The organism is Novosphingobium sp. BL-A-28-Hi1-0D (genome assembly GCF_055521755.1).
This window is the reverse complement of sequence record NZ_JBVFVV010000002.1, coordinates 374,835-391,111: the sequence shown is the minus strand read 5'-3', so window position 1 is coordinate 391,111 and position 16,277 is coordinate 374,835. Positions and strand designations below refer to the sequence as shown.

Annotated in this window: 18 protein-coding genes; 14 read left to right on the top strand and 4 right to left on the bottom strand. The window is 65.2% G+C overall.

Going from position 1 to position 16,277, the window contains the following annotated elements; all coding sequences use genetic code 11:
- Positions 1-8 precede the first annotated feature (8 nt).
- The 13 genes from ACZ1JW_RS19410 (at position 9) to ACZ1JW_RS19350 (ending at position 11,735) form a co-directional block, all read left to right on the top strand.
- Positions 9-1,040: an acyl-CoA dehydrogenase family protein gene (locus ACZ1JW_RS19410; RefSeq protein ID WP_465142962.1), complete on the top strand. Its 1,032-nt coding sequence runs from the start codon at positions 9-11 to the stop codon at positions 1,038-1,040.
- Positions 1,033-2,184 carry an acetyl-CoA C-acetyltransferase gene (locus ACZ1JW_RS19405; RefSeq protein WP_465142961.1) on the top strand — a complete coding sequence of 384 codons (1,152 nt, stop codon included), beginning with the start codon at positions 1,033-1,035 and terminating at the stop codon, positions 2,182-2,184. Before ACZ1JW_RS19410 ends, ACZ1JW_RS19405 begins: the two co-directional genes overlap by 8 nt.
- 2 nt (positions 2,185-2,186) lie before the next feature.
- Positions 2,187-2,627, top strand: a complete 441-nt coding sequence (locus ACZ1JW_RS19400) for a nuclear transport factor 2 family protein (protein WP_465142960.1) — start codon at positions 2,187-2,189, stop codon at positions 2,625-2,627.
- A 22-nt stretch (positions 2,628-2,649) separates the two neighbouring features.
- Complete coding sequence (locus tag ACZ1JW_RS19395) at positions 2,650-3,555, top strand: SDR family oxidoreductase (protein WP_465142959.1); 906 nt, start codon at positions 2,650-2,652, stop codon at positions 3,553-3,555.
- A gap of 23 nt (positions 3,556-3,578) precedes the next feature.
- Positions 3,579-4,634 carry an acyl-CoA dehydrogenase family protein gene (locus ACZ1JW_RS19390; protein WP_465142958.1) on the top strand — a complete coding sequence of 352 codons (1,056 nt, stop codon included), beginning with the start codon at positions 3,579-3,581 and terminating at the stop codon, positions 4,632-4,634.
- Complete coding sequence (locus ACZ1JW_RS19385) at positions 4,631-5,809, top strand: acyl-CoA dehydrogenase family protein (RefSeq protein WP_465142957.1); 1,179 nt, start codon at positions 4,631-4,633, stop codon at positions 5,807-5,809. Before ACZ1JW_RS19390 ends, ACZ1JW_RS19385 begins: the two co-directional genes overlap by 4 nt.
- Positions 5,806-6,591, top strand: coding sequence for an SDR family oxidoreductase (locus ACZ1JW_RS19380; protein ID WP_465126573.1), 786 nt, complete (start codon positions 5,806-5,808; stop codon positions 6,589-6,591). Before ACZ1JW_RS19385 ends, ACZ1JW_RS19380 begins: the two co-directional genes overlap by 4 nt.
- A gap of 4 nt (positions 6,592-6,595) precedes the next feature.
- Positions 6,596-7,054 carry a MaoC family dehydratase gene (locus ACZ1JW_RS19375; RefSeq protein WP_465126572.1) on the top strand — a complete coding sequence of 153 codons (459 nt, stop codon included), beginning with the start codon at positions 6,596-6,598 and terminating at the stop codon, positions 7,052-7,054.
- A 5-nt stretch (positions 7,055-7,059) separates the two neighbouring features.
- On the top strand, positions 7,060-7,437 hold the full coding sequence (locus ACZ1JW_RS19370; RefSeq protein ID WP_465126571.1) for a steroid Delta-isomerase: 378 nt from the start codon (positions 7,060-7,062) through the stop codon (positions 7,435-7,437).
- Positions 7,438-7,448: 11 nt separating this feature from the next.
- Positions 7,449-8,651: an acetyl-CoA C-acyltransferase gene (locus ACZ1JW_RS19365; protein ID WP_465126570.1), complete on the top strand. Its 1,203-nt coding sequence runs from the start codon at positions 7,449-7,451 to the stop codon at positions 8,649-8,651.
- A gap of 6 nt (positions 8,652-8,657) precedes the next feature.
- The gene (locus ACZ1JW_RS19360; RefSeq protein ID WP_465142956.1) at positions 8,658-10,187 is read left to right on the top strand and encodes a FadD3 family acyl-CoA ligase; all 1,530 of its coding nucleotides are present in this window, start codon (positions 8,658-8,660) and stop codon (positions 10,185-10,187) included.
- Between the two features lie 13 nt (positions 10,188-10,200).
- Complete coding sequence (locus ACZ1JW_RS19355; protein WP_465142955.1) at positions 10,201-10,971, top strand: SDR family NAD(P)-dependent oxidoreductase; 771 nt, start codon at positions 10,201-10,203, stop codon at positions 10,969-10,971.
- A 101-nt stretch (positions 10,972-11,072) separates the two neighbouring features.
- Positions 11,073-11,735: a TetR/AcrR family transcriptional regulator gene (locus ACZ1JW_RS19350; protein WP_465126567.1), complete on the top strand. Its 663-nt coding sequence runs from the start codon at positions 11,073-11,075 to the stop codon at positions 11,733-11,735.
- Positions 11,736-11,746: 11 nt separating this feature from the next.
- Here ACZ1JW_RS19350 and ACZ1JW_RS19345 read toward each other — a convergent pair whose 3' ends face one another.
- The 3 genes from ACZ1JW_RS19345 to ACZ1JW_RS19335 are packed head-to-tail and all read right to left on the bottom strand — an operon-like array spanning position 11,747 to position 13,807.
- The gene (locus ACZ1JW_RS19345; RefSeq protein WP_465142954.1) at positions 11,747-12,517 is read right to left on the bottom strand and encodes an SDR family NAD(P)-dependent oxidoreductase; all 771 of its coding nucleotides are present in this window, start codon (positions 12,515-12,517) and stop codon (positions 11,747-11,749) included.
- Positions 12,518-12,534: 17 nt separating this feature from the next.
- Positions 12,535-12,939 (bottom strand): steroid Delta-isomerase, encoded by a 405-nt coding sequence (locus ACZ1JW_RS19340; protein ID WP_465142953.1) that lies wholly within the window; start codon positions 12,937-12,939, stop codon positions 12,535-12,537.
- Positions 12,940-12,952: 13 nt separating this feature from the next.
- Complete coding sequence (locus tag ACZ1JW_RS19335; RefSeq protein ID WP_465126564.1) at positions 12,953-13,807, bottom strand: hypothetical protein; 855 nt, start codon at positions 13,805-13,807, stop codon at positions 12,953-12,955.
- Between the two features lie 125 nt (positions 13,808-13,932).
- Here ACZ1JW_RS19335 and ACZ1JW_RS19330 point away from each other — a divergent pair, with 125 nt between their 5' ends.
- Complete coding sequence (locus ACZ1JW_RS19330) at positions 13,933-15,183, top strand: TetR/AcrR family transcriptional regulator (protein ID WP_465142952.1); 1,251 nt, start codon at positions 13,933-13,935, stop codon at positions 15,181-15,183.
- A gap of 21 nt (positions 15,184-15,204) precedes the next feature.
- On the opposite strand, the gene ACZ1JW_RS19325 is transcribed toward ACZ1JW_RS19330, so the two are convergent.
- Positions 15,205-16,257 (bottom strand): hypothetical protein, encoded by a 1,053-nt coding sequence (locus ACZ1JW_RS19325; RefSeq protein ID WP_465142951.1) that lies wholly within the window; start codon positions 16,255-16,257, stop codon positions 15,205-15,207.
- Positions 16,258-16,277: the final 20 nt, after the last annotated feature.

Genomic DNA, 16,277 nt, shown 5'->3' with positions numbered 1-16,277 from the left:
ACGGGCACATGGACTTCACCCTCAACGACGAACAGCTGATGTTTGCCGAGACGGCGCGGACGCTGCTGGGCGATACCTGCACGCCGGATCACTGGCACAAGATGATGGAACAGGGCGTGGCGTTCGACGCCGCGCGCTGGGCGCAGATCGTCGAGAACGGCTTTACCCTGCTGCTCCTGCCCGAAGCGGCGGGCGGCATGGGGCTGACCGAGCTGGACCTCGCCCTGATCGCCATCGAGGCAGGCTATGTCGCGCTGCCCGAACCGCTGGCCGAGAGCGCCGGCATTGGCGCACCGCTGCTGGCGAGCCTTGCCCCGGATCATCCTGCGCTGGCAGATCCTGTGGCGATCATCGCAGTGGCTCCGGCGATCAATCCGGTCGTCGCCAATGCCGATATTGCTGCGGCGATCCTGATCGAGAAGGATGGGCGGGCTTTCCTCGCCAAGCCGGATCAGGTGAAGCTGACGCCTGCCGAAACCATTGATCCCTTCCGCCGCCTGTTCCGCATCGAATGGGACGAAAGCAAGGCCGAAGACCTTGGCGCCGCCGACTGGACGCTGGCGCTTGACCGCGCTTCACTGTTTGCGGCGGCGCAAGGGTTGGGGCTGGCGCAGCGGGCGGTCGATCTGGCGGTGGCTTATGCCAAGGACCGCATGCAGTTCGGCAAGCCGATCGGATCGTATCAGGCGGTCAAGCATCACCTTGCCAGCGCGCAGACCGCCATCGAATTTGCACGGCCGGTGGTGCTGGCCGCTGCGGCGGAGATTGGACATTGCGATGTCCATTCGCGGGCGCGGGTGTCCGAGGCCAAGATCGTGGCGCTTGAAGCGGCCGAGAAGGCCGCGCGGGCTTCGATCCAGGTGCATGGCGCGATGGGGTATTCGTGGGAAGTGGACGTCCACCTTTTCCTCAAGCGCGCGCTGGCGCTGAAGGCGGCGTGGGGCACGCCCGCGTTCCATCGCAGCCGCATCGCCACGCGCATCTTCACCCAGCCGCTTGGCGCCGACCAGACCTTTGCACGCGAGACCGAACATGCCTGAAGCCTATATCGTCGATGCCGTGCGCGCGCCTGTCGGGCGCAAGAAGGGCAGCCTTGCCCATATCCACCCGGCCGACCTTGCCGCGCATCCCATCAAGGCGTTGATCACCCGGACCGGGATTGATGCCAATCTGGTGGACGATGTGGTGTGGGGCTGCTGCGATACCATCGGGCCACAGGCGGGCGATATCGGCCGCACCGCGTGGCTGGTGGCGGGCCTGCCACAGCATGTGCCTGGCACCACGATTGACCGGCAGTGCGGTTCCTCCCAGCAAGCGCTGCACTTTGCCGCGCAAGGCGTGATGAGCGGGACGCAGGATCTGGTGGTGGCAGGTGGCAGTCAGGCCATGAATGCCATTCCCATTTCCGCCGCGATGTATGCCGGAGAGGCCTATGGCTTTGGCGATCCGTTCACCGGCTCGGCCGGTTGGCGCGAACGCTATGGCGATGGGCTGCTCAACCAGATCAATTCAGCCGAGATGATTGCCGCCAAGTGGGGCATCACCCGCGCCGCCATGGAAGAGTTTGCCGTCGCCAGCCACCAGCGCGCTCAGGCCGCCACCGACGCAGGCTGGTTTGCGAACGAAATCGCACCGCTGGGCGATCTTGCCCATGACGAGACCATCCGCCCCGGCACCACGCTGGAAGGCCTTGCCGCCTTGCGGACCGTGCAGGAAGGCGGGGTCATCACCGCAGGCGTGGCCAGCCAGAACTGCGACAGCGCTGCAGCCCTGCTGGTGGCCAGCGAACGCGCGGTGAAGGAACACGGCCTGAAGCCCCGCGCGCGCATCCACCACATTTCGGTCCGCGCCGATGATCCCGTGTGGATGTTGACCGCGCCGATCCCGGCGACGCAATATGCGCTGGCCAAGGCGGGGATGACGGTTGACGACATCGACCTGTTCGAATGCAACGAGGCATTCGCCTCTGTTCCGATGGCATGGATGCAGGAACTGGGCATTCCGCACGACAAGGTGAACATCCACGGCGGCGCGATTGCGCTGGGCCATCCGCTGGGCGCCTCGGGCGCGCGGTTGATGACGACGCTGCTCAACGCGCTGGAGCGCACTGGCGGCCGCTATGGCCTGCAGACGATGTGCGAAGGTGGTGGCCAGGCCAACGTCACGATCATCGAGCGGCTCTGACGATGCACGCCGCCACCGCCATCACCAACCTGCTCTACCGCTATGCGGAACTGATGGACGCAGGCCAGCTCGAGGAGGTCGCGGCGATGTTCAGCCACGCGCGCGTCACTCTTGGCGGGGGGCGCGTGGTGGAAGGCAGTGCGGCGATGCTGGAGCAGTGGCGGGCGTTCGTGCGCATCCACCCTTGCGGCACGCCGCGCACGCGGCACGTCATCACCAACCCGATCCTCGAGTTCGACGAGGCGGCGGGAACGGCGAGCTGCCGCTCGGTCTATACCGTGTTCCAGCAGACGCCGGAGCTGCCGCTGCAGGCGATTGCTTCGGGGCGCTATCACGACACGTTCGAACGCGTGGGAAGCACCTGGCGCTTCGCCACGCGCGACTATTCCATGCTCGATTACATTGGCGACCTCTCGCAGCACCTGCTGCTGCCGGTCGGCTGATGAACCTTACGGGAGAATTGCCTTGGGCATTTGCGAGAACCGCACCGTCATCATTACCGGAGCCGCACGCGGGTTGGGCCGGGCCTATGCGCTGGCCTTTGCCGCAGAGGGCGCGAACGTGGTGGTCAACGATATCGGCACGTCGCTGGGCGGCGAGGGCCGCGATACCAGCGCCGCCGATGGCGTTGTGGCCGAGATCGTTGCGGCAGGTGGCAAGGCCGTGGCGAATTACGAGGACATCACCGACTGGGATGCGGCGGGCCGTATCGTGCAGGCTGCCCTCGATACCTTTGGCGACCTCCACGTGGTGGTGAACAATGCCGGTATCGTGCGCGACCGCATGTTCGTTTCGGCCACGCTCGAGGAATGGGATGCGACGATGCACGTCCATCTGCGCGGCCACTTCTGCCTGGCCCGCCACGCCGTAAACTACTGGCGGGCCAAGCAGAAGGACGGGCGCGATCCCGATGCGCGGATCATCAATACGTCGAGCGGCGCGGGCCTTCAGGGTTCCATTGCGCAGGCGGCCTATTCGACGGCGAAGGGCGGCATTGCCTCGCTGACGCTGGTGCAGGCAGCCGAGCTTGGCCGCTATGGGATCACCGCAAACGCACTCGCTCCATCGGCCCGCACGCGGATGACCGAGCAGGCCTTTGCCGAGAAGATGGCGACTGAGGGCGAGGCCTTCGACGTCATGGACCCGGCCAATGTGGCACCGACGGTGGTGTGGCTGGGCAGCAGCGCGAGCCGCGACGTGACGGGCTGCGTTTTCGAACTCGAAGGCGGCAAGATCATGCTCGAGGATGGCTGGCGCGAGGGTCCGGTGGTGGACAAGGGCGCGAAGTGGGAGCCTGCCGAAGTGGGCGATGCGGTCGCGAAGCTGATCGAAGCGCGCGTGCCGCCGCGCAAGGTATGGGGCACGGCCTGAGAGCCCGGACGGAGATAGAGACAATGGAATTTGCCTTCACCGACGAACAGGCGATGATCGCCGAGACCGTGCGCGGCTTCTTTGCCGAGAACGCGACGAGCGAGCGCACGCGCAAGGCCATGGCGGCTGACGGGATCGACCGGGAGCTATGGACTGCATTCGCGACGGAACTCGGCCTTGCCGGGATCGGCCTGCCTGAAGAGCATGGCGGCGCAGGGCTCGGCATGGTCGAGATGGCGCAGGTGGCCGAGGCTGCGGGCGCACAGGTTGCGGCGCTGCCGTTGCTGGGCCACGTGATGATCGGGCAGGCCATCGCGCGCGGTGGGTCCGAAGCGCAGAAGGCCGAGTGGTTGCCGCGTCTTGCTGCGGGCGAACTTATCGCGACGGCGGCGTGGGCGCCGCAGCTCAGCGTGAAGGATGGCCGTATCTCGGGCACCTTCCCGTTCCTGCCGCATGGCGCTTCGGCTGACTTGCTGCTGGTGCATTCGGGCAGCGAGGCGTGGATCGTCGACCTCAAGGGGGCGGGCGTGAGCGTGCAGGCGCATGTCACGATGGACCAGACGCGTCCGTTTGCCACCGCGACACTCGACGGCGCGCAGGGCGAGCAGTTGGCCGATGGCGATGCCGCGATTGCGGGCGCGCTGGCGGCCGGGTGGATCTGCCTTTCCGCCGAAGCTCTGGGCGGGGCGCAGGCAACGCTGGATCGGACCGTGGCCTATTCCAAGGAACGTGTGCAGTTCGGGCGGCAGATCGGATCGTTCCAGGCCTACAAGCATCGCCTTGCCGACATGATGATCGAGATCGAACAGGCGCGTTCGGCGGTCTATTGGGCGGCCTGTGCGGTGGATGAAGGATCGGACGAGGCGCAGGTGGCGCTGCATTCGGCCAAGGCGTTCTGCGCGGACACCTACTTCATGTGCGCGGGCAACATGATCCAGCTGCATGGCGGGATCGGCTTCACCTGGGAGCATGACGCGCACCTGTTCTTCAAGCGCGCGCGGTCGATCCAGACGCTGTTGGGCGACGGGCAGTGGCACCGTGAGCAGGTTGCCTCGGCTGTTCTGGGAGCGGCTGCATGAAGCTTGGCTTCTCGCCTGAAGAAGAAGCCTTCCGCGCCGAGTGCGCGGCTTGGCTGCAGGCGGAAATGGCAGGGGATTTTGCCGACATTCGCGGCATCACCAACCTGTGCGATGCGATCCCGCGCCGCAAGGAATGGGAGCAACGCTTGGGTGAGGCCGGCTGGGGCTGCATCGGTTGGCCTCGCGCATGGGGCGGCAAGGACGCGACCATCGCGCAGCAGGTGATCTTCGCCGAGGAATACGCGCGGGCGGGTGCTCCCAACCGGATCAACCACATCGGCGTGGAACTGGCCGGGCCGACGATCCTTGCCTTCGGGTCCGAGGAGCAGAAAGCCAGATACCTGCCCGAGATCGCGGCAGGGCGGCAGATCTGGTGCCAGGGCTATTCGGAGCCCAATGCCGGTTCCGACCTTGCCAATGTGAAGACCAAGGCGCGGTTGGAAGATGGGCAGTGGGTGGTCAACGGCCAGAAGGTCTGGACCAGCCTTGCGCATTATTCGGACATGATCTTCGTCGTGGCGCGCAGCGAAGAAGGCTCGGCGGGGCCGAAGGGCCTGTCGTTCCTGTTGATGGACATGGACCAGCCCGGCATTGAGGTGCGTCCGATCCGCCAGATCAATGGCGAGGCCGAGTTCAACGAGACGTTTCTCACCGACGCACGCTGTGCCGCCGATGCCATGCTGGGCGCAGCAGGCGAGGGCTGGAAAGTGGCGATGGCGCTGCTGGCGTTCGAGCGCGGGGTTTCCACGCTGGGCCAGCAGATGCAGTTCCGCAACGAGCTCGACGCGGTGATCGATGCGGCCAAGGCCAATGGCAAGGCTTCCGATCCGGTCCTGCGGCAGAAGATCGCGCAAGCCGAGATTGGGCTGCGCCTGATGCGCTATGGCGCGCTGCGAATGCTTTCGGGCACTGACCTTGCCGCCATCGACGGCGCGGCGCTGACCTACAAGATTCAGTGGGCGACGTGGCGGCGCAGTATTGGCGAGCTGGGCATGGAGGTTCTGGGTCAGGCTGGAGAAGTCTCGCCAAGCGCGCACTACGAGTGGCCACAACTGCCCAACCTGTTCCTCTATGCCCGTGCCGACACGATTTACGGCGGCACCAACCAGATCCAGCGCAACCTGATCGCCGAGCGCGGTCTGGGACTGCCGCGCGAACCGAGAGGCCAAGCATGAGCGTTCCTGTTCCTTCTTATCCGACGCCATTGGGCATGCTGAAGGGCAAGTCGGTGGTCGTCACCGCCGCCGCCGGGACCGGCATCGGCTTCGCAGTTGCCAAGCGTGCCGCCGAAGAGGGCGCGCGCGTTCTCATCAGCGATTTCCACGAACGCCGCCTGGGCGAGGCGGCGGACCGCATCGCGGCAGAAGTGGGCTGCGAGCGCCCGCTGACGCAGGTCTGCGACGTGACCAGCGAAGCGCAGGTACAGGACTTGCGCGATGCATCGCTCGAGGCGTTCGGCACCGTCGACGTCCTCATCAACAATGCAGGGTTGGGCGGCGAAGTGCCGGTCGTGGACATGACCGACGAGCAGTGGGGCCGCGTGCTCGATGTCACGCTGACAAGCCTGTTCCGCATGACACGCGCCTTCCTGCCCTCGATGTATGCGGCGAAGAAGGGCGTGATGGTCAATAACGCTTCGGTGCTGGGCTGGCGCGCGCAGAAGGGACAGGCGCATTATGCGGCGGCCAAGGCGGGCGTGATGGCCTTCACCCGCTGTTCCGCGCTGGAAGCTGCCGAACATGGCGTGCGCATCAATGCGGTCGCGCCCAGCCTTGCGATGCACCCGTTCCTTGCCAAGGTGACTACCGAGGAAATGCTGGCGCAACTGGTCAAGACCGAGGCTTACGGCCGCCCTGCCGAGGTGTGGGAAGTGGCCAACGTCATGCTGTTCCTCGCCTCTGACCTGTCCTCCTACATGACCGGCGAGATCGTCCCGGTTTCCAGCCAGAGGGCCTGAGGCAATGGCCAAGGTGTTCGACAAGCCCGCCGACCTGATCGGCAGCGAAGGGACCAGGCTGGGGCCGACCGACTGGCTGCTGGTCGATCAGGAGCGCGTCAACGGCTTTGCCGATGTGACCGGCGATCACCAGTGGATCCACGTCGATGTCGAGCGCGCCAAGGCCGGGCCGTTCGGCGGGACCATCGTGCATGGCTACCTGACGATGAGCCTCGTCAACTTCTTCCTGCCGCAGCTTATCGAGGTGCGCGGCTTTGCCCATGCGGTGAACGTCGGGGCTGACCGCTTGCGGTTCCTGTCGCCGGTAAAGGTCGGCAGCCGCATTCGCGGTGTGGGGGAAATCGTCTCGGTCGAGGAAGTGAAGGGCGCGATCCAGTCGGTCGTGCGCGTGACCGTCGAGATCGAGGGGCAGGACAAGCCCGCCTGCGTGCTCGATACCATCAGCCGCTATTTTCCGGAGTAAGTGCGATGACCGATGCCAAGACCATGGAAGCCGCCGTCCACGAATATGTCGCGGCGTTCGACGCCGGTTCTCCCGAGCGCGTGGCCGCGCTTTTTTCCGACGACGCCAGCGTGGAAGACCCGGTCGGGACCGAGCCCAAGGTGGGGCAGGCGGCGATCCTCGAATTCTACACTGCCTCGATGCAGACCGGAGCGAAGCTGAAGCTGGAGGGGCCGATCCGCGTGTGCGGACCCTATGCTGCCTTCGCGTTCTCGGTCCTGCTGAACCTTGGCGGCAAGGACATGCACGTCGACGTGATCGATACGTTCAAGTTCAATGACGACGGCAAGGTCGTCGAGATGCGGGCCTATTTCGGGCCGACCAACATGCACGGTTTTGCCTGAGAGGATTTGAGATGCGTGAAGCCGCCATCGTTTCGACCGCCCGCACCGGCGTGGGCAAGGCCTATCGCGGGGCCTTCAACGACACCGAAGCTCCGGTCCTGTCGTCGCACGTGGTCAATGCCGCCATCGCACGGGCAGGCATCGACCCTGCGCGGGTGGACGACGTCTACCTCGGCGTCGGCAACCACTGGAACACGCAGAGCTACAACCTTGGCCGGCTGACCGTACACGGATCGGTCCTGCCCGATACGACCGGCGGTTTCACGCTGGATCGCAAGTGCTCTTCCGGCCTCAATGCCATCGCGCTGGCTGCGCGCGGGATCATGTGCAACGAGATCGACGTGGCCGTTGCGGGCGGCATGGAGAGCATCTCGCTGACGCTCAACAAGCACACGCCTGCCTTCCGCAACCGTTCGGAATTCATCAAGGCGGCGGACCCGCATGCCTACATGGCGATGATCGAGACCGCCGAGATCGTGGCCGAACGCTATGGCGTGACCCGCGAGGAGCAGGATCGGTTCGCTGCCATCTCGCAGCAGCGCGCTTCCGCCGCGCAGGCCGCGGGCAAGTTCGATGACGAGATCGTGCCGATTACCGTCACCAAGGCCCTGTTCGACAAGGAAGGCAACGAGACCGGAAAGGAAGAGGTCACGCTCGCTAAGGACGAAGGCGTGCGTGCAGGCACGACTTACGAAGCGCTGGCGGGGCTCAAGCCGGTGTTCAAGAACGGACAGGTGATTGCCGAGGGCAAGCACGTTACCGCAGGCAACGCCAGCCAGCTTTCGGACGGCGCTTCGGCGCAGGTGCTGATGGACCTCGATACCGCGAAGGCCGAAGGGCGGCCCGTTCTGGGCATCTATCGCGGGTTCCAGGTGGCGGGTTGCGGCGCCGAGGAAATGGGCATCGGGCCGGTCTTCGCGATCCCCAAGCTGCTCGACCGGGCGGGCCTCAAGATCGACGACATCGGCCTGTTCGAGATCAACGAGGCGTTCGCTTCACAGGCGGTCTATTGCCAGAAGAAGCTGGAGATCGATCCCGACAAGCTCAACGTCAACGGCGGCGGCATTGCTATCGGGCATCCCTTCGGCATGACCGGATCGCGCCTTGTCGGGCACGCGCTGATCGAGGGCAAGCGGCGGGGTGTGAAGTACGTCGTCGTCTCGATGTGCGTGGCGGGCGGCATGGGTGCCGCCGGTCTGTTCGAAGTGGCCTGACGCGCCGTGCTCGATCCGCTTCCGCTGACGATACCCCACGCTGCACAGGCAGCGGCGCAGACCTGGCCCGATGCTCCGGCGGTGCTGGAGAACGGGCAGGTCTGGACTTTTGCCGAGCTGTGGCAGCGCAGCCGGGCTGCGGCTTCGGCCTTGCTGGCGCGTGGTGTGGGGGCAGGGGATCGCGTGGCGATCTGGGCGCCCAATTCGCGCGAGTGGATCGTTGCTGCAATTGCAGTGATGACCTGCGGTGCGGCCGTGGTCACGCTCAACACGCGGCTGAAAGGGCGTGAGGCGGGCGACATCCTGCGGCGCACGAATGCGAAGCTGCTGTTCACGGTCGAGGGCTTCCTCGGCATCGACTATCGCGCGCTGATCGCGGACGAGGACCTGCCTGCGCTCGAGGCCACGCTGCTGCTGGAACACGATCTGACGCAGGGCGGGCAGGGCGCGGATGATCCCGCCGTGGACGCCGCGTTGACGGGCATCGATGCCGATACTGTCTCGGACATCCTGTTCACCAGCGGTACCACCGGCAGCCCCAAGGGTGTGCTGATGACGTATGGTCGCGTTCTGCCTCAGGCCGCGATCTGGTGCGCCAATACCGGCCTGCGCGAGGGTGACCGCTACCTGATCGTCAACCCCTTCTTCCATTCCTTCGGGATGAAGGTGGGCTGGGTGGCGTGCATCCTGTCGGGCGCCGTCGCCGTGCCGATGCCGCAGTTCGATGTGGCGCAGGCCATAGACCTTATCGAGCGCGAGCGGATCACCTTCATGCCCGGGCCGCCGACGATCTTCCAGATGCTGCTGGCCGAACTCGACAAGCGGCAGTGGGACTGCTCGTCCTTGCGCGGCGGGACGACTGGAGCGGCCAGCGTGCCGCCCGCGCTGGTCGAACGCATCCGCAACGACCTTGGCATGGTGGACCTGATCACCGCCTATGGCATGACCGAGTGCGTCAATATCACCACTTGCGTGCCGGGTGACGATGCCGAAACCATCGCCCGCACCTGCGGCAAGGCCTTTCCCGGAAACGAGGTGCGCATAGCCGACGCCGACGGCAACGAGGTTCCGCGCGGCGAGACCGGCGAAGTGCAGGTGCGCGGTCAGGGCGTGATGCTCGGTTACCTCGACAACCCGGAAGCGACGGCAGAGACGATCGACGCCGATGGCTGGCTCCATACCGGCGATGTCGGGACGATGGACGAGCGCGGCTATGTGCGGATCACCGACCGGATGAAGGACCTCTACATCTCGGGCGGCTTCAACGTCTATCCGGCGGAAGTCGAGAAGCTGCTCGCCGAGCACCCCGCGATCGGCATGGCAGCAGTCGTCGGCGTGCCGGACGAACGGCTTGGCGAGGTGGGCCGCGCTTACGTGGTCTTGCGTCCCGGCGCGGTTGCGACCGAGGCAGAGCTGATCGTCTGGTCACGCGAGAACATGGCGAACTACAAGGTGCCGCGCAGCTTCGTGCTGGTCGAGGACCTGCCGCGCAATGCGGCGGGCAAGGTGCTCAAGACCGAACTGCGCAGCCAATAGGGAGAAGACGAGGATGGCCGGAACATTCGCAGGCAAGGTCGCGCTGGTAACCGGTGCAGCATCGGGCATCGGCCGTGCGGCGGCGATCCGTTTTGCGCAGGAGGGTGCGCGAGTGTTCTGCGCGGACCTGAACCTGGCAGGTGCCGAAGCGGTTGCGGCCGAGATCGGAGGCAATGCCAGTGCGGTGCAGGTCGACGTTGCGAGCTATGCCAGCAACCAGGCGATGGTCGATACGGTCATGGCGCAGGCCGGGCAGCTTGACATCGCGTTCCTCAACGCAGGCTTCTATGGCGCGGCCGAAGGGCTCGACACCGTTGACGAGGCGTTCTTCAACAAGGTCGTCGCGATCAACCTCAAGGGCACGTTTGGCGGGATCAAGGCGGTGCAGCCGGTGATCGCGCAAGGTGGGGCGGTTGTCGTCACGGCATCGGCGGCAGGCGTGGTCGGCCATCCAGCCAATCCGGCCTACAGTGCGGCCAAGCACGGCATCGTCGGGCTGGTGAAGTCCTGCGTCGATGCATTTGCCGCGCGTGGGGCGCGGATCAACGCGATCTGCCCGGGTGGCGTCGAAACCCCGCTGATCGGCGCGGCCGATGTTGCCATGGTCGATCCGCTGGCACTACCGCGCGTACCGTTGCGCGGCATGGGCAGTGCCCAGCACGTGGCCGAAGTCGCGCTGTGGCTGTCGAGCCCGGCTGCCGGGTTCATTACCGGGCAGGCGCAGGTGCTCGACGCGGCGCTGCTTTCGACCTTTGCTCCGGTGATGCTGCCCGTCGGTCCCTGAACCCGTCGAAACGTGGTGAGTGCGCGCGGTGCGCCATGCGCTGCGCATATGCGCGCATTGGTGCGGTTGACACGAGGCATCCCGGAAGTAAGTGAGTGTTCATGGCTAGAACACGCATTCCCGGCGCCGAGCGTCGCAGCCAGATCGTTTCGGCGGCGCGGCGGGTCTTTTCGCAGTATGGTTACGACGGCGCCAAGACGCTGCAGATCGCGCGGGAAGCCAAGATTTCCGAAGCGCTGGTCTATCGGCATTTCCCCAGCAAGCTGGCGCTCTATCGCGCAGTCCTGCGGCAGGTGTTTCTCGAACAGGACGAGCGCTGGCGCGAGCAGGGCATCCATGCCGAAGGGTCGCTCGGCTTGGCCGAAGCGATCCACAGCTTCGTCGCCGCAAGCGTTACCGATGCGGGCGATCCCGAGCGCTACGATACGCATCGGATGACATTGGCCAGTCTGGCGGGCGATGGGTCCTATGCCAGCCTGATCTATCGCCGTTCGCAGCGCCGCAACGCCGCCAGCATGGATGCAGCCTATGCCTCGGCGCGGGCCGAGGGCGGGTTGACCGGCGAAGCGCTGCACGTTCCGGCAGCCGCAATGTTCATCGAACACGTCGGCACGATGATTGCGGCGATTGGCGGGCTGCCCCCGGCCGCCCGACCCTATGGCATCGAGGCGGAGGAACTCGTGCGCCAGGCAACATGGTTCTGCCTGCGCGGCATTGGCATGCCCGACGCCAAGATCGCGGAGTACTTTGCCGGGCTGGGCTGAGCCTGGCGAGGTCAGGTCAGCAGTGCGCCGCCGTTGACGTGGATGACCTGTCCGTTGATCCAGCGCCCGTCCTCCGACAACAGCAAAGCCACCATCGCCGCGATGTCCTCCACCTTGCCGAGGCGCGTGCTGCGGGTCTGGGCAATGCAGTGGTCGATCCAGTCCGGCGGCACCGTTCCGCCTGCGATCATCTCGGGCGTCATCACGAATCCCGGGGCGACACAGTTGGCGGTGAGCCCATGCTTGCCCCACTTGCTCGCCACGTGCCGCATGAGCGCGTTGAGCCCGCTTTTCGAAGCGGCATATGAGGGTCGCTCCGGCTCGCCCGAGATCGAGGCATCCGAACTCGTATAGACGATCGCGCCATGCTCGCTCTTCAGCAGGTGCGGAAGTGCGGCGCGCGTGCAGAGCAGATGGCCGCGAAGGTTCACCGCCAAAGTGCGGTCGAACGTTGCGAGATCCAGCGACAGCGCATCGGAATCGAGGAAGATCGTGCGCAAGTCCGCCGCGTTGATGTGCGCCCCATCGAGGCGTCCAAGTTTTCGAACGGCATCGGCAAAGCAGCATTTGACGGCGTCCTCGTCGGTGATGTCGACTTCAAGGGCGTGCGCTTCGTACCCTGCCTCGTTCATCCGGTTCGCAACGGCTTGCGCGGCGGCAAGGTTCACATCTGCAATGCAGACCCGTGCGCCCTCGGCGCAAAGGCGTTCAACCGTTGCCGCGCCGATCCCGGTGCCTGCCCCGACGAGGATCACGGCACGGTCCAGCAGTCTTGAAATCATGATCGACGTTTCCCTGTTCATGCGGTCGGCTGTAAGGTCTCCGGTCCGATGTCGTCCGGACCCCAGAACGCGCGCAAGCTCGTGATCTTGCCTGAGGCGTCGAACGTGCAGGCATCTGCAGACCGGATGCGCATACGTTCACCACCCGGCGGCGTGAACTCTACATCGAAAATGAGCAGAGCCTCGCGCCCGTGCGAACCGCGATGTGGCGCGACCGGCGTTATCCTGGTCTTGAAGGCGACGGTGTCGGCAAACCATGCAGCAATGGCAGCGCCTGATCGCGGTTTCGATCCGATGGGGTCTTCGATCACGGCGTCTGGCGCGAAAAGGGCGGTAACGCCGGCTGCATCGCCTGCGTTGATCAGGTCGACATAGGCCTGAAGCGTGCGCTTCATGGCTGTCTGCGTCGGTTCGTCAGCCATGCATCGCGCTCCTCTACTCTGCCGCTATCCGCTGTTCCAGATCGGAGAGCGGGATGCGCCCGGCCCAATATGCACCCTCCAGTTCGGTGTCGACATCGACGGCCCCGCGCACACCTAGCGCAGCGCGGGCCTCGTCCAGTGGCAGGTGGAAACAGGGTTCAAGCTTCTTCATGAACAGCGCGTCGCTTGCCTTGCCCACCGTCATCCCGCGCTGGATCGCATCGGTGCATGTGTCCCATACTTGCGGGTAGTGGAGGATGGTGCGGACGGTGTAGCGCAGGGACCCGAATATCTGGATGACGCTCAGTTCAGCGGCAAGCTCTGGGTTGCGGATGTGCTTGAACACGTTGGTCAGGCGATACCAGTAGGGGACGAGCTCGCCCATGAAGTTGAAGCCGCCACCGCACAGGATGTGCTCGAAATCGTGGGTCTGGCCGGAGCGCAGGTTGTAGAACTCCAGCTGGCTCTTCGGTTCGCGCCAGGGCGTGATCTGGATCTCGTAGTTTCCTTCGGTGATCCACTGGTAGAAGATACCGCCGAGCGATCCGGGGGCGTACTGCGCGAAATCCTCGATGGTGTAGGTCGAGTAGAACCCTTCCGAAAGCCAGGCGTCGAGTTCGGGATTGATCCGGCGCTCGGCGGTGAACATGTCCTCGATGGCGGCGTGGTCGCGCAATTCCTCGAGAATCGGCAGGAACTCGTACATCTCGGCCGGCGGTGGCAGGTCCGGCCCGTTGCGGCGCAGCAAGATCATCGCCAGCCATTCGCGCAGGCGAGGGTTGTTGAGGTACTTCGAGGACGAGACGAGCACGCTCGAGGGCGTTTCTACAGGCATCACGCCACGCGCGAGGTAAGGCATATCGGCCATCAGTGCTGTCCTTCCGGTTAACGATTCTGGTCCGAACGGTATCGGACCGTTCGCCTAGTAGCAAGTTGTGTATGCGACATCTTCGGAGAGGATGCATGCGATCGGCTTGATGCTATAGGCAGGCGATGGACACCGCCCTGCAGAACCGGACCGAGCAACGCGTGCCGCCGCGTGTGCTGCATCTGCTGGAGGTTGCGCGCGCTGAATTCGTCGCCGAAGGCTTCGACGGGGTTAGCATCGACGCCATCGCCCGCAAGGCAGGTGTCAGCAAGGAAACGATCTACCGCCACTTTCCGGACAAGCAGGCTCTGTTCACCGCCGCGCTCGAGGAAATGGCCGACCGCTTCGTGGCGAAAGCCAAAGCCATAGCGCGGGATTCGGCCATGCCGATCGCCGAGGAACTGGGCGGTCTTGCCGAGGCCATTCTCGACGCAGCTTCCGGTGGCGGGCTGCTCAGCCCTGCGTGGCTCGCTGCGGGCCTGGGCAACCGCATGCCTGCCTTCGCCGCCGAACTTCAGGCGGCGCAGGCGGCACGGATGGAGCCGGTGCGCGAGGCGATTGCGGAAATCGCCCGCGCCAAGGGACTGAGCCGGGCAATCTCCATCGAGGATGCGCTGGATTTCGGATCGCTCTCGGTGGAAGGCTCCGCGCTGCTGATGGGCTTTGCTCCGCCGTCCGGCGGCAGGCGCAGGGTCCTTGCGGCAAAAGTCGCAGCGCTGTTCGAGCATGGCGTGCTGGGCATGCCTGCCGGAAGGCCAATGCCGGAACGGCCGGACCAGGCGGCAAGCATTCCCGCTGGCGTGGAAGAGTATCTGCCACACTTGCGTCGCCTGCTCGACGTGGCGGCCGAACACTTTCTGCACGAGGGCTTCGAGGCGGCGAGTCTGGGCGAAATCGGTGCGGAGGCCAAAGTCGGGCGGGGCACGCTCTATCGCCATTTCGAGAGCAAGGCAGGCCTGTTCGACGCCGTGCTGCGCAATCTTGCGGCGCAGGTCGCAGTGACGGCGCAGCCTCCCAGGCTGGCTGATAGTGCGGCAGCGGCAAATCTGGCCGATTACCTTGCACGGGCGACAGTGCATCTGACTGGCCCCGCTTCGGTCGCGCTGCACCGCGTGGCAATTTCGGCATCGCGCCGCAGCCCGGCGCTTGCTCGCGCGGTACATGATGCGGTGCGCGCGCCGTGGGTGGCTCCGCTGTCCGATTGGATAGCGCGCATCTCCGGCCATCCCGATGCCGATTGGCTGGCGTCGCAGGGCCTGGTCCTTGCCATGCAGGGCAACCGGGCCTTTGCAGCAGGACGGGGGCCGACAGGCGATGCGCTTTCGCGGCACGCTTTGCGCGTCGCCAAGCTGTTTCTCAACGGGCTTGGCGGCTGAGAAGGGTGGCGGCTTGCCCCATCAGGCCGCTTGACGCTCTTCGGGCTCTGGCGGAAAGATTGAAGGCTGGCCGGGGTCATAGACCCGCGTGAGCATGCCGATGAAGGCGGTATCGGTCAGCGGATCGTTGGGCACCTGGAACGATTCGCCGCGCTTGCGCAGGTCCGCGATGATGATGTCGAAGATCATATCGTGCGTCAGATCGTCGGTATGGTCGAGCGCACGCTTCAGTTCGGCCATGTCCATGTAGATGTCGGCGCCCCAGTGGACGAGGAAGCGGAATTCCTCTTCCGGGATCTTCTGGATGACCTTGCCGTCGGTGGTGATCTGCCAGCCGTTGGGGTCTTCGGGGTCGGCCTCCATCAACGAATTGATCGCAAGGCCTTCGGGACGGCGCATCGCGGCGGGGCCGTTGGTTTGCGCCGTGTGAAACATCTTCTCATTCTCGACGACCACGGCCCGGCCCCACATCGGCGCTTCGATCTGCTGCGGGGCTTCGGGCGGACCATCAGGCCAATAAGTGAATCCGCCTCCGGTGCGCCCCTTGTAATACCAGGCGATGACTTGGGCTTTCTTGGCGCGCCAGCGCTCGAACAGGCCGGTCTTGACCATGGTGTTCATGAGCCAGATCGGAGTGTTGCCCATCGATGCGCCTCGGAAGCGAGTGGCGTCGACATGCGGACTGCCACCGCCCGAGCAGGGGCCCTGGATGTTGAACAGCATGTTCTCGGCAGTGGCGTACTTTGCGCCCCAGTAGTCGCGCACCAGAGCGAGGAACTTGCTGTTGTAGAAGCAGTCTTCGATCTCCGGATAGAACGGCGTGGCGCCGGTGCCGAAGTAGCCCCGGAAGACCGGAGAAAGGAACATGTCCCAGGTTGGCGTGAAGCCCGGCGGGATGGAACCGGAGGTCGTCGCGATGACTTCCTCCGGCGATTTGAAATGCTGCGCAAGAATCAGTGACCACGGACCATTGCGACGCACCAGATCGAGCATGCGGGCGTGCTGGTCCGACGTGTATGCGTCCTCGATGACGCGGGGTGGCGCGACGGGGCGGAAGATCGAAGCAGTTGACATGGGGACTCCCTCGGCACGGT

Bases quoted from the DNA above. Each gene is read 5' to 3' on its own strand.
- ACZ1JW_RS19410 (WP_465142962.1), top strand. From the start codon at position 9: ATGGACTTCACCCTCAACGACGAACAGCTGATGTTTGCCGAGACGGCG.
- ACZ1JW_RS19405 (WP_465142961.1), top strand. From the start codon at position 1,033: ATGCCTGAAGCCTATATCGTCGATGCCGTGCGCGCGCCTGTCGGGCGC.
- ACZ1JW_RS19400 (WP_465142960.1), top strand. From the start codon at position 2,187: ATGCACGCCGCCACCGCCATCACCAACCTGCTCTACCGCTATGCGGAA.
- ACZ1JW_RS19390 (WP_465142958.1), top strand. From the start codon at position 3,579: ATGGAATTTGCCTTCACCGACGAACAGGCGATGATCGCCGAGACCGTG.
- ACZ1JW_RS19385 (WP_465142957.1), top strand. From the start codon at position 4,631: ATGAAGCTTGGCTTCTCGCCTGAAGAAGAAGCCTTCCGCGCCGAGTGC.
- ACZ1JW_RS19380 (WP_465126573.1), top strand. From the start codon at position 5,806: ATGAGCGTTCCTGTTCCTTCTTATCCGACGCCATTGGGCATGCTGAAG.
- ACZ1JW_RS19375 (WP_465126572.1), top strand. From the start codon at position 6,596: ATGGCCAAGGTGTTCGACAAGCCCGCCGACCTGATCGGCAGCGAAGGG.
- ACZ1JW_RS19370 (WP_465126571.1), top strand. From the start codon at position 7,060: ATGACCGATGCCAAGACCATGGAAGCCGCCGTCCACGAATATGTCGCG.
- ACZ1JW_RS19365 (WP_465126570.1), top strand. From the start codon at position 7,449: ATGCGTGAAGCCGCCATCGTTTCGACCGCCCGCACCGGCGTGGGCAAG.
- ACZ1JW_RS19355 (WP_465142955.1), top strand. From the start codon at position 10,201: ATGGCCGGAACATTCGCAGGCAAGGTCGCGCTGGTAACCGGTGCAGCA.
- ACZ1JW_RS19350 (WP_465126567.1), top strand. From the start codon at position 11,073: ATGGCTAGAACACGCATTCCCGGCGCCGAGCGTCGCAGCCAGATCGTT.
- ACZ1JW_RS19345 (WP_465142954.1), bottom strand. From the start codon at position 12,517: ATGATTTCAAGACTGCTGGACCGTGCCGTGATCCTCGTCGGGGCAGGC.
- ACZ1JW_RS19340 (WP_465142953.1), bottom strand. From the start codon at position 12,939: ATGGCTGACGAACCGACGCAGACAGCCATGAAGCGCACGCTTCAGGCC.
- ACZ1JW_RS19335 (WP_465126564.1), bottom strand. From the start codon at position 13,807: ATGGCCGATATGCCTTACCTCGCGCGTGGCGTGATGCCTGTAGAAACG.
- ACZ1JW_RS19330 (WP_465142952.1), top strand. From the start codon at position 13,933: ATGGACACCGCCCTGCAGAACCGGACCGAGCAACGCGTGCCGCCGCGT.
- ACZ1JW_RS19325 (WP_465142951.1), bottom strand. From the start codon at position 16,257: ATGTCAACTGCTTCGATCTTCCGCCCCGTCGCGCCACCCCGCGTCATC.